The 12293-nt window shown below is 59.3% G+C and carries 15 protein-coding genes; 7 read left to right on the top strand and 8 right to left on the bottom strand.

Annotated features, from left to right (window positions below):
* Positions 1-6 precede the first annotated feature (6 nt).
* Complete coding sequence (locus Q4481_RS03060; RefSeq protein WP_304374812.1) at positions 7-486, top strand: cupredoxin domain-containing protein; 480 nt, start codon at positions 7-9, stop codon at positions 484-486.
* A 22-nt stretch (positions 487-508) separates the two neighbouring features.
* Positions 509-784, top strand: coding sequence for a copper-binding protein (locus Q4481_RS03055; protein WP_304374811.1), 276 nt, complete (start codon positions 509-511; stop codon positions 782-784).
* 297 nt (positions 785-1081) lie between these two features.
* Here the strand turns inward: Q4481_RS03055 and Q4481_RS03050 are convergent, their stop codons facing one another.
* Positions 1082-1540 (bottom strand): hypothetical protein, encoded by a 459-nt coding sequence (locus Q4481_RS03050; protein WP_304374810.1) that lies wholly within the window; start codon positions 1538-1540, stop codon positions 1082-1084.
* A gap of 393 nt (positions 1541-1933) precedes the next feature.
* Here Q4481_RS03050 and Q4481_RS03045 point away from each other — a divergent pair, with 393 nt between their 5' ends.
* On the top strand, positions 1934-2635 hold the full coding sequence (locus Q4481_RS03045) for a hypothetical protein (RefSeq protein ID WP_304374809.1): 702 nt from the start codon (positions 1934-1936) through the stop codon (positions 2633-2635).
* Positions 2636-2663: 28 nt separating this feature from the next.
* On the opposite strand, the gene Q4481_RS03040 is transcribed toward Q4481_RS03045, so the two are convergent.
* From Q4481_RS03040 to Q4481_RS03035, 3 genes are all read right to left on the bottom strand, one after another.
* Positions 2664-3104, bottom strand: coding sequence for a hypothetical protein (locus Q4481_RS03040; protein WP_304374808.1), 441 nt, complete (start codon positions 3102-3104; stop codon positions 2664-2666).
* 247 nt (positions 3105-3351) lie between these two features.
* Positions 3352-3444, bottom strand: coding sequence for an immunity protein TriTu family protein (locus Q4481_RS24660; RefSeq protein WP_435532496.1), 93 nt, complete (start codon positions 3442-3444; stop codon positions 3352-3354).
* 92 nt (positions 3445-3536) lie between these two features.
* A complete protein-coding gene (locus Q4481_RS03035; protein WP_304374807.1) occupies positions 3537-4982 on the bottom strand; it encodes a coniferyl aldehyde dehydrogenase in 1446 nt (481 codons plus the stop codon).
* Between the two features lie 169 nt (positions 4983-5151).
* On the opposite strand from Q4481_RS03035, the gene Q4481_RS03030 reads away from it, so the two are divergent.
* From Q4481_RS03030 to Q4481_RS03020, 3 genes are all read left to right on the top strand, one after another.
* Positions 5152-5766 carry a TetR/AcrR family transcriptional regulator gene (locus Q4481_RS03030; RefSeq protein WP_304374806.1) on the top strand — a complete coding sequence of 205 codons (615 nt, stop codon included), beginning with the start codon at positions 5152-5154 and terminating at the stop codon, positions 5764-5766.
* Positions 5767-5824: 58 nt separating this feature from the next.
* Positions 5825-6679 carry a 3-hydroxyacyl-CoA dehydrogenase gene (locus Q4481_RS03025; RefSeq protein WP_304374805.1) on the top strand — a complete coding sequence of 285 codons (855 nt, stop codon included), beginning with the start codon at positions 5825-5827 and terminating at the stop codon, positions 6677-6679.
* Positions 6680-6947: 268 nt separating this feature from the next.
* Positions 6948-7442 carry a hypothetical protein gene (locus Q4481_RS03020; protein ID WP_304374804.1) on the top strand — a complete coding sequence of 165 codons (495 nt, stop codon included), beginning with the start codon at positions 6948-6950 and terminating at the stop codon, positions 7440-7442.
* Positions 7443-7583: 141 nt separating this feature from the next.
* On the opposite strand, the gene Q4481_RS03015 is transcribed toward Q4481_RS03020, so the two are convergent.
* The 3 genes from Q4481_RS03015 to Q4481_RS03005 all read right to left on the bottom strand — a co-directional run bounded on the left by Q4481_RS03015 (position 7584) and on the right by Q4481_RS03005 (position 10836).
* On the bottom strand, positions 7584-7901 hold the full coding sequence (locus Q4481_RS03015; RefSeq protein ID WP_304374803.1) for a BrnA antitoxin family protein: 318 nt from the start codon (positions 7899-7901) through the stop codon (positions 7584-7586).
* Positions 7877-8161 (bottom strand): BrnT family toxin, encoded by a 285-nt coding sequence (locus Q4481_RS03010; RefSeq protein WP_304374916.1) that lies wholly within the window; start codon positions 8159-8161, stop codon positions 7877-7879. The genes Q4481_RS03015 and Q4481_RS03010 overlap by 25 nt, the downstream gene beginning before the upstream one ends.
* A gap of 113 nt (positions 8162-8274) precedes the next feature.
* Complete coding sequence (locus tag Q4481_RS03005) at positions 8275-10836, bottom strand: GcvT family protein (RefSeq protein ID WP_304374802.1); 2562 nt, start codon at positions 10834-10836, stop codon at positions 8275-8277.
* Positions 10837-11166: 330 nt separating this feature from the next.
* Between Q4481_RS03005 and trxC the strand changes: the two genes are divergently transcribed.
* Positions 11167-11595 (top strand): thioredoxin TrxC, encoded by a 429-nt coding sequence (trxC, locus tag Q4481_RS03000; RefSeq protein ID WP_304374801.1) that lies wholly within the window; start codon positions 11167-11169, stop codon positions 11593-11595.
* A 39-nt stretch (positions 11596-11634) separates the two neighbouring features.
* Here trxC and Q4481_RS02995 read toward each other — a convergent pair whose 3' ends face one another.
* Positions 11635-12249: a DsbA family protein gene (locus Q4481_RS02995; protein ID WP_304374800.1), complete on the bottom strand. Its 615-nt coding sequence runs from the start codon at positions 12247-12249 to the stop codon at positions 11635-11637.
* Between the last annotated feature and the right edge of the window lie 44 nt (positions 12250-12293).

Here is a 12293-nt window from a genome sequence, read left to right as displayed (position 1 = left end):
CTGTCCATGAAGACACAGATCATCGCATTTACTCTCTCGCTGTTCGCCTCCGCCGCACTCGCATCCGGCACCCACCAGGGCGGGCATCATGACGAGATGGTTGTCGGGAAGCCTGGAAAGGCCGCGAAGGTTACCGAAACCATCAAGATTACGATGAAAGAGACCGACGACGGCAAAATGGTCTTCGAGCCGTCTGCCATCAAGGTACGCAAGGGGCAGACCGTGCGCCTTTCGATCCACAATATCGGAGAGCTCGATCACGAATTTGTCCTCGATGGCCACAAGGAGATCATCGAACACAAGGCGCTGATGGAGAAGTTCCCGGAGATGGAACATGACGATCCGAACGCGATCCGTCTGGCAGCGGGCAAATCCGGAGAAATCATCTGGCAGTTCTCGAAGGACGGTACCTTCAAGTTCGCCTGCCTGGTGCCGGGCCATTATGACGCCGGCATGCATGGCGACGTCACCGTCGCGAAAAAGTGACACTGAACAAAGGAGCACGATCATGAAAAAGCTCATCGCCATCACTCTCGCCATCGCCCTTTCCGGGACTGCCGGCTTCGCAGCCGAGATGACCAAGGGCAAGGTCAAGAAGCTGGACGAGAAGGCCGGAAAGGTCACGATCATCCACGAGGAACTCAAGAGCCTCGACATGCCGGCCATGACCATGGTGTTCCGGATCGGCGACGGCGTGGACGTGGCCAAGCTCAAGGTTGGCGCGAATATCGAGTTCTCCGCCGATCGCGTCAACGGCAAGATCACCCTGACCGAAGTGAAATGAACCGGTGGCGGCACCGGCGAATGCGCAGGTGCCGCACCTTTTCTGGATTGGAGATCGGGCAACGACCTGAGGCCAGGCACCTTGGAGCTGTCAGACCCTGGTGCAAGTGATGTCTGCCTTCGCAAAAACGCGATCTCTGCCTCCACGACCGGCGTGGCCGCCAAACCGACCGATACGGCTGAATGTACGGGATAGGCGAGGCAAAGATTGCGGACCAACCCAGATCCAGTTCACGAAAGGGCCATGCCGTTGCACAGCAGATGACCTGATAGAATGCTTTCCGGGAAAGGCAGGCGGTCAGTCGCTGGCGAGCGTGAGCATGCTTCCTTCCAGCAAATCATCAAACATCCGGGCGAATTGCTGAAGATCGTGAGCAGCAACGTCCCTCGACCAGAGATTTTCAAAGCCAAGCAGATTGAGGATCTGGTGCTGGATTGGTTGGTCCAACCGATCGATCATCTTCGAAAGTGACCTTGCAGCTTTCCTGACGATGTCGAACCCTTCGCTCGTTGCCGTGAAGTCCTCAAGATTGTGGGGGACGCACCCGGCGAAATTGACCCTGGACGCCAGCAGCCATTGCGTTCTTATCTTGTGTCGGTCATCACCTGCTTCGGATGGCTCTCCGATGTTGAGGGCCAGAAGCCGCAGCCATAGCTCCAGCATGGCATCATTCGCCCAGAAGCCGACCTCTTCGCGATCAGACGATGTTGGAGCCCCAGACCTGTCTCGCCCCAGCGTCACAAATGTCGTGCCCATGATGTCGGCACCTTTCTTCCGGTTGCATTGCCTCCAATCACTAACGCCGGGCGACGTTTCTGTTCAATAGCGGACCGAATGCTGATGTCGAAATCGATGCGGACAGCGGAGTGTCTGGCGGCCGATGCGGTTGAAATAGGAGGAGAGAAGCGTGCGAAGAGATCGGTCCGGTTCAGCGGTTCTTGGGGCGTTGGTAAGCAGATGCGTGTGTAGAGAGGTTTGTTGTTTCCGGCTCTCTGGGCGGCAATGATTATCGTGTTGCTGAGTGTTTCCGTAGATTACGTTGTATGAATGGAAGGCTCATTCTTGCCGACGGCCTTAGATTGCTGCAATCATGAGGGACGCCCGGAGGCTGAAAGCGACCATAGGCGATGTTTGCAGAAGGAGAATGGCATGCATCGAGAGCCTGGTCGCAGTGTGGTTTCGGCCTCCGAGGCGCAGGAGTTGGTTGAAAGTGGCGAATGGGTATTCGACACCGATCTTCACGACTTTCTGAGACAGGCTATCCAACGTCTCGATCCGACATGGAGCAATCTTCCGATGAACTGGGAAGACCTGTCGTGGCCGAATGGTGCAATATCGGGCTTCAATGACGCTGTTGCCGCCCACGTCGAGCGCCGGTCCATCGAAGATACCGGTCAGAGCAGCAATCCCTGGCAGATTGAGAAGCGGATTGGTCGCTATGCCGTGTTCAAGGTGTCAGAAGCCATCAAAGACAGCATCTTGAATTTCGCCACCATCGCGGTGCTCGTGGCGGCTCCTCCCCCAACCTGGGGTCTTGCTCTCGGTGTCGCTGCATCGTCGTACGATTTGGTCAGAAAATTGTGCAAGCTCTACATTTCTCTTGAAGACGAGACAGAGAGAGCGGTGTTTACTGCTGTCTGCAAACTCTCCTCGGCCGCAAAGATCGTCGACAGGAAAGCATACGAGGAGGAACGTTTCCTCGACGCGATGGGCACCGAACTTCCGACACAAGACGACATCATGAAGGAATTGACGGACATTCCCGAAGCCGATGTTAAGAGAGCAATAGGGGATATGATCGCCAAACAAGCGCTTGTGATGACCGCAGACGGCAGGATCAAGGTGGGCTAATCGGCAGAGCCATTCGCGCAGTTCACAATTAGGCTTGTGCTTGCTTTGTCATTCGGATTCGCTCGATGGCGACTTTGATTGCCCCGTAGCCCGTATTCCTCGGCTGGCGTTTCTTCGAGTCTCGGAAACTGGCGGCAAAGTTTGCGACAAGGGCCCTGAAGGCGACCGGCAACGATTTGAACTCGTCGCCTTCCAGTAGCTTGGCGACCTGTTTGGCCTCGCGCTCCGTGAGCTGCCAGAAGAAATCTTCGTCGGTTGGCATTTTAATGGTTCGTACGGTGCTCATGAAATTTTCCCTTTCTCCTTCCATGCCTTCAAGCTGATGATTGTCGATCCCACCACCGTACCGGTTAGGGCCAATCATCCTTTGCATGGCGCGTGTTTTCACGGTGTTCGCTTGACGTAAACGACGTGCGGAAATCTGGCTTCTGGGGATCGATAAGGATTCCGCAATAACCAAGAATGCCAATGAGTACGCGCCGTTCCTGATCGTTCGACGGAAGAAGCGGGGCAATAGCCTTTGACAAATCTCCGAGCCGCGCACTGGTCGGCATTGTACACGCCGTATCGATTATCTTCACAAGGATTTCTGGCGCCGCCATCAAACAAACACCCTTCACCCCTTAACCTCAAACCGATGTATTATATCCCAAAAGCACCATCAAAAGTCTGGCCCTGCGCGATTTCGCCGTGGCGCATGATGACGCTGTCGCCCGTCACCACTCAAGCGCTTCGACCGTATAATTGCCATCGGACCAGAATGTTATGCGGCCGATAACCGCGTCGCTATCGAAATCGACGCCGTCCACGATTGTCGGTCGGGCAGCAAACGGTCACACCGATCACAAGCCCTCCACCAAGCGCCCTGCACCATTCGATAAAGGCTCCTAGCAACGCCCCTTCACCCGAACCGTGACAGCAGCTTGAGCATGGTCCGCGCGATGCGGCCATAGGGCGGATAGAGCATCGCAACGCCGGTGCGGGCGGCCTGGCGCAACACCGGCTTTTCCTTGGTCATCGCCACGAAGCCGGCCTCGCCGTGATAATGGCCATAGCCGGAGGCGCCGACGCCGCCGAAAGGCAGATTGTCCTGCGCCAGATGCAGGATCGTGTCGTTGATTGTCACACCGCCGGCGATGGTGCCGTTCAGCACCTTCTTTTCCGCCGCCTTGTCCTTGCCGAACCAGTAGAGCGCCAGCGGCCGGTCGCGATCGTTGATGAAGGCGAGCGCCTCCTCAAGCGTGTCATAGGGGATGACGGGCAGGATCGGCCCGAAGATCTCCTCCTGCATCACCGCCATCGCCGGATCGACCTTGGTGATCAGCACCGGTGCCAGAATGCGGCGGGCAGCATCGGTGCCCGGCACCAGTTCGATGATCTCGGCGCCCTTCGCGCGCGCCTCATCGATCAGCCCGGCCAGCCGACCGAAATGGCGGTCGCTGATGATGGTCGTATAATCCGTGTTGCCCTCGAGCTTCGGATATTGCTTCTTCGCTTCGGCCTTCACCGCCTCGATGAAGGAGGCGAGCCGGTCGCGCGGCACCAGCGCATAGTCGGGCGCCACACAGGTCTGGCCGGAATTGAGGAGCTTGCCCCAGACAAGGCGCGGCACGGCGCGCGCCAGATCCGCCGAGGAATCGATGATGGCGGGCGACTTGCCGCCGAGTTCGAGCGTCACTGGCGTCAGGTTCATGGCCGCTGCTGCTGCCACTCTCCGCCCGACCTGGGTGGAGCCGGTGAAGATGAGGTGATCGAAGGGTGCGGCGCTGAAGGCGGCGGCGACATCAGCGCCACCGGTGAGAACCGTGACTTCCTCTTCCTTGAAATGTTCGGCGACGGCCTGCCGCAGCGCTTCGGAAAAGGCGGGCGTCAGTTCGGACGGTTTCAACATCGCGCGGTTGCCGGCGGCCAGCGCGCCCACAAGCGGGCTCAGCATCAGGTTGAGCGGATAGTTCCATGGCGCGATGATGCCGATGACGCCGAGCGGCTGGCGGATGATGAGCGCGCCAGCAGGCTGCGAGGTCCAGGCAACCGAAGGCTTGCGCGGCCGCATCCATTCGGCCAGATGCTTTTTCGTATGGCGGATGGCGGCGCGCGTGGGCACGATTTCGGTGAGCGTGGTGACGATGGGCGAGCGGTTGCCGAAATCGTCGCTGATCGCTTCGGCAAAACGGTCCTGCCAGGCAACGATCATGCGATCGAGCCGGTCGAGCCGGTCGCGGCGGACTTCGATGGCCGGGTTCATATCCGATAGATAGGCGGCCTTCTGTTTCCAGAGCATGTTCTCGATGCCGATCTTGAGCGACATCGGGCCCTCGTCTGTGACCATCTCCACCTTCGCATCCATCGCACGCTCCTTCAGTTCTCGCCCATCGCATAATATGACATAGTATCAGATTGTATCGACGGCTTCCATGTTCAAGGTTCAACAAAATCTTTGCCATAATGCGGCATGGCGGTTGATTTGTCGCCACCGAGGTTTCACATATCACTTGATATCTGAAACAGGTCGAGAGATGCCACACAGCCGCAAGGACAAACAGCGCCAGACAAAGGAGCGATTGCTGCAATCGGCTCAGGACATGATTGCGGCGGGCGGCATGAGTGCGGCTTCGATCCGCGGCATCTGCGATGGCGCCGGCTTCAGCCAGGGCGCCTTCTATTCCAATTTCGCCAGCAAGGACGACCTCCTGATGGAACTGTTGGAGGCGCAGATTGCCGAGGAAGTGGGCTTTCTCGGCGCCCTCATCGACCAGACCACCGCCTATGACGCAACGCTTGCGGCACTGTCGGAACGTTTCGCAACGCTCGCAATGCAGCCGGAATGGTCGCTGCTCGCTATCGAACTGCAACTGCATGCCCAGCGCGATGCGGCCTTTGCCCAACGCTACAACGAGAGCAAAGCCCGCACCCATGCGGCCTTCGCCCATCTTCTCGAAACGCTGATCGAACGCCACAACCTTGTTGCCAAATTGCCGGCGCTGCAGATCGCCATCGGCCTGCATGCGCTGTGGTCCGGACTGGTGATCGAGGGCACGGCGGAGGATGCGCTTCCCCGCAGCGAAATCCATCTTGCCTTCTTCAAGGCTTTGATCCGGCCGGCAACGGCCAAACCCGACCCAACCGACTAGGAGACGGGCAAACCTGCCCCGCCAGAACCATGGGCGTGATGCCCGGAAGGAGTTTTCAATGACCATCAGGAATGTCACCGTGCTTGGCACCGGCGTGCTCGGCGCCCAGATTGCCTTTCAGACCGCCTATCACGGCTTTGCCGTGACCGCTTACGACATCGATGACGCGGCGATCGAAAAGGCGGAGCAGACCTTCGCCTGGCTGGCCGCCCGCTATCTCGCCACGCTCAAGGGTGCCGATCAGGCCAAGATCGATGCCGCGATGGCGCGGATTTCCTATGCCACCGATCTCGCCACCGCCGCCAAAGAGGCCGATCTGGTGATCGAGGCAATCCCGGAAAGTCTCGACCTCAAGAAGAAGGTCTATGGCGAGCTCGGCACCGTGGCACCGGCCCATACGATCTTCGCCTCCAACTCCTCCACCCTGCTGCCGAGCGCCATGGCCGCCTCCACCGGCCGGCCGGAAAAGTTTCTGGCGCTGCATTTCGCCAACGAGATCTGGCTGCACAATGTCGCCGAGGTGATGGGCCATCCCGGCACCGATCCGGCGATCTATGCTCAGGTGGTGGATTTCGCCCGCGCCATCGACATGGTGCCGATCGAGATCCACAAGGAAAAGGCCGGCTATGTGCTGAACTCGCTGCTCGTGCCCTTCCTGCAGGCGGCCGGCGAACTTTTGGTCGATGGCATTGCCGAACCGAAATCGATCGACGACACCTGGCGGATCGCCACCGGCTCGCCCAAGGGTCCGTTCGAGATCTATGACATTGTCGGCCTGATGACCGCCTACCACATTTCCTCCATGGGCGGCGAAAAGCAGAAGAAGTTCGCGCAACTGATCAAGGAAAACTATATCGACAAGGGCAAGCTCGGCGTCGCGACCGGTGAAGGCTTTTACAAATACGGCAAGTAAGCCGAAGCCGACCAGCGGGAATTGAAACGGGCCTTCGGGCCCGTTTTGCTGCCGGAATGCGGACATTGCCCGTGCGCTTTCCGATCTTCCGATGGTGATCCGCCCCTTCTGACCGCGCCGGCCAGAAGGGGTCATTCTTTCGCCCGTTTCCAGCTATTTCCATGATACGGCTGCGGTCTGCCTGGCGGGGCAGATCTTGGTTGGTTTGAAGGCGGGGCACCAACCGGGTTGGCATTCCAATGAGGCCGTCCGATCATTCGGGGGACAGATGCAGATCAAACCACAAAATCGGAACAGAAGAAGGATGCCGGTAGTTGCCGCCATTTCAATCTTTGCTGCATTGGCGGCGGGGCTTGTAATCGCTGACAACAGAACCCTGATTTGGCCTGAACTTCAGTGGCCGCAATCGGCCCATGCGCATATCGAAGAGATGGCGTCTATCCTCAGGCGCATTCGCGCACCGGCCAGTTGGTGCACGCCCTCAAGAAACCCTGCCAACATCTATGTTTTCGACCCCAAAGAGCAGGAGCAGATATTCGGACGCTGCCTGTCGTTGATCGAACCTGCAAGCGACTTCCTCGAAACGGAACCCGGACACTATGTCAAACGCTTCTATCGTGCGGAGGTCGGCGACAAGTTCTGCGAGGTCACGCTATCGACGGTCAATGATGACGAGAGGATTGTGGGGTCCGATTGCTATTTCGGCTTCTTTCCCAAGGTCAAGGATAACAGCACCGGCATGACCGACGATCCGTTCGGATAGAGCGACCGCGGCAGCTACCTTCCTATTCCTGCTTGATCGGCAGCGCCGAGAGTTTCCTCCGCTAGCGCCGCGACATCCCAAGCGAACGTGCCAAGGTGTTCAGCGCCACAAGTCCCCTCAGCCTCCGACCAGAGCGTGGCCTCAAATCCCGACCGCCTTGCGCAGCGCCGCGTTCAGCCGACCCTGCCATCCTTTTCCGGTCTCGCGGAATTTGGCGATGACATCTTCGTCAAGCCTGAGCGTGATCTGCTTTTTCGGATGCGCCACTGCCGGACGCCCGCGCGAACGACGGTCTTCCTCCATCGCCTTGAAAAAATCGGATGGCAGAACCTCCCGCGCCGGACGCATCCCGGCCAGTTCCTCGTCGCTCAACTCTGGAAAATCGACGGCATCCCAATCCTCGCGGCCATAGCCACGTCCGGTTTCGAAGCTCTTCAATCTCTTGCTTTTGGTGGCCATGGAAGCCTCCTTCTTTCCCTGTCGCTTGCCGGGCGAAAGCTGATGATTGAGATGGCTTCCGATCCCAGAAGGGCGAAAACAACGGCTGCCGTACCGTCACGGAAGTAGCCGATCGCCTTCAATCTCCGCCGACCATCCGCATCCGGCCTGCTATCTTCGACAATGGCATTTTCCCAATCGAGTTCGCTTACATCAGCGAAATCGAAACCGTGCTTTTCCAGGTTAGCGCGCCGCTTGGGCTCATCCCAAACCATCTTAATAATTAAATGTAGCTACATTTAATGACGAGTTCAAGGCGGGCTTGGACATCGCGCAACCAAAAAACCCGCCAGCGTTGCCGCCGGCGGGTTCAAGTCGTTGATGCTGCCGTCTCTTATGTGCGCGGCTTGAGGTTTTCCGGATCGTAGAGCGGCTTGTAGCCGACGCCGGCGACTTCGACCTCGTAGCTCTCGGCGAAATATTCCACCTTCAGCTTGCGGCCGACCTGGCAATGGGACCAGGGCAGATAGGCGAGCGCGATGTTCTTGCCGATCGTCGGGCCATAGGCGACCGAAGTCGTGTAGGAGATGCGGCCGAGCTCATCGACCAGCACCTTGCCGGTGTCGGGATCGACGACCGGCATCGAGCCGACCGGATAGCGCTTCACGCCCTTGGCATCGGTGTGCTCGTTCATCACAAGCGTGCAGAGCATGGCCGGCTGATGCTCGCGGGCCTTGTATTCGAGATGCTTGGCCTTGCCGCGGAAATCGGCTTCCTTGACCTTCGGACGGGCCAGATCGGCTTCGATCAGGTTATACTGGGTCAAAAGATCGGCATTCTGCAGGCGCAGGCTCTTTTCCATGCGGCGCGAGTTGGCATAGGTTTCGACGCCGAAAGCCATGACGCCGGTGGCGCGCAGCGCATCCCAGACGGCCAGACCATCCTCGTACTTCATGTGCAGTTCCCAGCCCTGCTCGCCGACATAGGAGATGCGGAAGGCGGTGACGTTTTTGCCGGCAATCTCGATCTGCTTGATGGCGGCGAAGGGGAAGTTTTCCGGATCGAGCCCGGCGGGATCGGCCACGGCCTTCTTCAGCGTCGCACGCGCATTGGGGCCCCAGATACCGATGGTGATGTATTTTTCCGACGTATCCGTGATGGTGACGTTGAGGCCACGATCTTCGGCGACGCGCTTCATGTAATGGAAATCGCGCGGGCCGGCATCGGCACCGTTGACGAGGCGGCAGCGGTCTTCCATGCGGAAGACGGTGAAATCGGCCCGCACCATGCCTTCGTCATCGAGGAAGTGGGTGTAGACGCCCTTGCCGATGTTGGCATCGCCACCGATCTTGGCGGCGCAGAGCCATTCCAACAGTTCGACATGGTCGGGGCCTTCGATATCGACCATATGGAAGTGGCTGAGATTGACGATGCCGCAATCCTCGCTCATCGCCAGATGTTCGGCATTGGAGACGCGCCAGAAATGGCGGTTGTCCCACTCGTTTTCGCGCACCGGAATGCGGTCGCCGTACTTTTCGAGCAGATGCTCGTTGGCCTTGTAGCCATGGGCACGTTCCCAGCCGCCGAGTTCCATGAAATAGCCGCCAAGCTCGACTTCGCGCTCATACATGGGCGAACGCTTGACGTTGCGGCCGGAAGCATAGGGCTCGCGCGGATGCACGGCCGGGAAATAGATCTTCTGGGCGGCTTCGTAGCAGCGGCCTTCGATGAACTTTTCCGTCAGCTGGTGCGGATAGAAGCGCGAATAATCGATCGAATTGTGGTCGATTTCGGTGCGACCGTCGGTCATCCAGTCGGCAATCAGCTTGCCGTAGCCCGGGCCGTCCTTGACCCAGATGGCGCAGCAATACCAGAGGCCGCGCACCTTCTGGCTTTCGCCGCAGGAGGGGCCGCCGGCGGCGGAAACCTGCAGGAGGCCGTTGAAGGAATGGCCTTCGTTATAGCCGAGCTCGCCGAGAATCGGAGTGAGTTCGATGGCGCGTTCGAGCGGCTCGAGGATCTGCTCCATCTCGAGATCGCGCTGCGAGGGCGAGAGGCGTGCTTCATGCTTCTCGAGCAGGTCGCGCGGGTGGCACATGCGCGGATTGTCGGTCTCGTAATAGCCCCATTCGATCTGGCCGCCTTCGGTGGTGGCCGGATCGCCGGTGTCGCGCATATAGGCCGAATTGCCCTGGTCGCGCAGAAGCGGATAGCCGATTTCCTTGCCGGTGCCGGCAAATTCGTTGAACGGGCCGAAGAAGGTCAGCGGATGGTCGACCGGCATGATCGGCAGGTCCTCGCCCACCATCTCGGCGATCAGGCGGCCCCAGAGGCCGGCGCAGACGATGACATGATCGGCCATGATGGTGCCGCGATGGGTGACGACGCCCTTGATTCGGCCACCTTCGACGATCAGGGACTGAGCCGGCGTATTGCCGAACATCGTAAGCTTGCCGGACTTTTCGGCGGCATCGACGAGCTTGCCGGCAACCGTCTGCGACCGCGGAATGACGAGGCCGGCATCGGGATCGAACATGCCGCCCTGAACCTTGTCTTCCTCGATGAGCGGGAAGAGCTTCTTGATTTCGGCAGGCGACACGTAATGCGCGCGGGTGCCGAAGGCGCGGGCCGAGGTCAGCTTGCGCTTGATCTCTTCCATCCACTTGTCATCGCCGGTGCGAGCGACTTCGAGACCGCCGATGCGGGCATAGTGGCCCATCTTCTCGTAGAAATCGATCGAGTACTGGGTGGTCCAGACCGAGAGATAATCGTGGCTCGTGGTGTAGCAGAAGTCGGAGGCATGGGCGGTCGAGCCGATATCGGTCGGGATGCCCGACTTGTCGATGCCGACAATGTCGTCCCAGCCGCGTTCGATGAGGTGATGGGCAATGGATGCCCCCACGATGCCGCCCAAACCGATGATGACGACCTTAGCCTTAGTCGGAAACTCTGCCATTGCCTGAGACCCTGATTGATATTGAGCGCGGATTTTACGGCGAAGCACAGAGCCATCACAGCCTGTCTACGACATATAAAAATATCTGTACGACCAGCGACATGGTTTGCAAGTCGGAAAAATAACGCAGGCAAAAGCGGCACCTCCACAGCCACATCTTGAATTCTCACCATGAATTCATACATTTATGGGGAAAAACGAGGGTGGAAACCGCCATCGGAGCCCAAAACGGGCACCGCATTTGCGACGCGGGCCCAAATTGGAGCTATCGCGACGGCGCAAGTTTTCTGCCGCAATTCAAACAGTGCCTCGCGCACATCGAGGAAAGTCATGTCGAGAATCGTTCCCTGCCCCCATTGTGGCCAGCTCAACCGGCTTCCGGACGGAAAGGATGCGCGCGAGGCGCGCTGTCCGACCTGCAAGTCGGAGCTCTTCACCGGCCATCCGATCGCGCTCGGTGCGGCCAACTTCGACCGTCAGATCAAGTCCGACGATCTGCCGGTGGTGGTCGATTTCTGGGCCTCCTGGTGCGGTCCCTGCCGCGCCATGGCACCGGTGTTCGAGGCGGCCGCGGCCGAGTTCGAGCCGAAGGTGCGGTTCGGCAAGGTCGATACCGATGCCGAACAGGCCATCGCCAGCCGCTACCATATCCAGTCGATCCCGACACTCATCCTGTTCAAGGGCGGGCGCGAGATCGCCCGCCGGGCTGGCGCCATGAGCGGCAGCGACCTGCGCCGCTGGCTGCAACAGATGGCATAACCGGCAAACGGCAGAGCGGGGTGACCCGCCCTGCCCGCTTTACGCCTTTTCCTTGCGCGCCTTGGCGATCGCCGCCGTCAGCGCCTTCTCATCGAGCACGCCCGGATAGAGATCCTTGCCGATCACGAAGGATGGCGTGCCGATGAAATTGAAGGCCATGGCCTGGGCATAGTTCCGATCGAGAAGACCGTTGATCTTGCCGGACTTGGCATTGACCGCCTCGATGAGCGCCGGCATGCCGATACCGGCATCGGCAAGGATCGACTGCACCTCTTCATGATCGAGCTTGCCATCGTGGCGCATCAGACCGTCGAGCGCAGCTTCGTAGCGGCCGATTTCGGCGGCCCCGAGTGCGGCCTGCGCAGCATAGGCCGAGACTTCGCCGAAGACCGGCCAGTCCTTCATCAGCAGCCGGACATTGCCGTCGGAGGCCACCACCCGGCGAACCATGTCATAGCTCTTCTTGCAATAGGGACACTGGTAATCGAAATATTCGGCAACCGTGACATCGCCTTTCGGATTGCCGAGCACCGGCGCATCCCTGTCGAAGAAGACCTCGCTTTTCGTCGGCTGGGCGGCATGAGCGCGTCCGACCATGGCGCTGGTGGCGATGGTCGCGAGCGAGAGGGCGAGCGTTTTCCTGCGTGTGAGCAAGGTCTATTCCTTTCAATCGAGGGTCCGAGCAACGGACCCGAAAG

Origin of the sequence: Fluviirhizobium alvei (genome assembly GCF_030551875.1) — a bacterium.
Taxonomy (GTDB): Bacteria; Pseudomonadota; Alphaproteobacteria; order Rhizobiales; family Rhizobiaceae; genus Rhizobium_E; species Rhizobium_E alvei.
The sequence above is the reverse complement of the archived record's forward strand: the minus strand, read 5'-3'. Positions and strand labels throughout refer to the sequence as shown.

What these genes read in the sequence shown, in the direction of transcription:
- Q4481_RS03060 (WP_304374812.1), top strand. Translation starts at nt 7, where the DNA reads ATGAAGACACAGATCATCGCATTTACTCTCTCGCTGTTCGCCTCCGCC.
- Q4481_RS03055 (WP_304374811.1), top strand. Translation starts at nt 509, where the DNA reads ATGAAAAAGCTCATCGCCATCACTCTCGCCATCGCCCTTTCCGGGACT.
- Q4481_RS03050 (WP_304374810.1), bottom strand. Translation starts at nt 1,540, where the DNA reads ATGGGCACGACATTTGTGACGCTGGGGCGAGACAGGTCTGGGGCTCCA.
- Q4481_RS03045 (WP_304374809.1), top strand. Translation starts at nt 1,934, where the DNA reads ATGCATCGAGAGCCTGGTCGCAGTGTGGTTTCGGCCTCCGAGGCGCAG.
- Q4481_RS03035 (WP_304374807.1), bottom strand. Translation starts at nt 4,982, where the DNA reads ATGGATGCGAAGGTGGAGATGGTCACAGACGAGGGCCCGATGTCGCTC.
- Q4481_RS03030 (WP_304374806.1), top strand. Translation starts at nt 5,152, where the DNA reads ATGCCACACAGCCGCAAGGACAAACAGCGCCAGACAAAGGAGCGATTG.
- Q4481_RS03025 (WP_304374805.1), top strand. Translation starts at nt 5,825, where the DNA reads ATGACCATCAGGAATGTCACCGTGCTTGGCACCGGCGTGCTCGGCGCC.
- Q4481_RS03020 (WP_304374804.1), top strand. Translation starts at nt 6,948, where the DNA reads ATGCAGATCAAACCACAAAATCGGAACAGAAGAAGGATGCCGGTAGTT.
- Q4481_RS03015 (WP_304374803.1), bottom strand. Translation starts at nt 7,901, where the DNA reads ATGGCCACCAAAAGCAAGAGATTGAAGAGCTTCGAAACCGGACGTGGC.
- Q4481_RS03005 (WP_304374802.1), bottom strand. Translation starts at nt 10,836, where the DNA reads ATGGCAGAGTTTCCGACTAAGGCTAAGGTCGTCATCATCGGTTTGGGC.
- trxC (WP_304374801.1), top strand. Translation starts at nt 11,167, where the DNA reads ATGTCGAGAATCGTTCCCTGCCCCCATTGTGGCCAGCTCAACCGGCTT.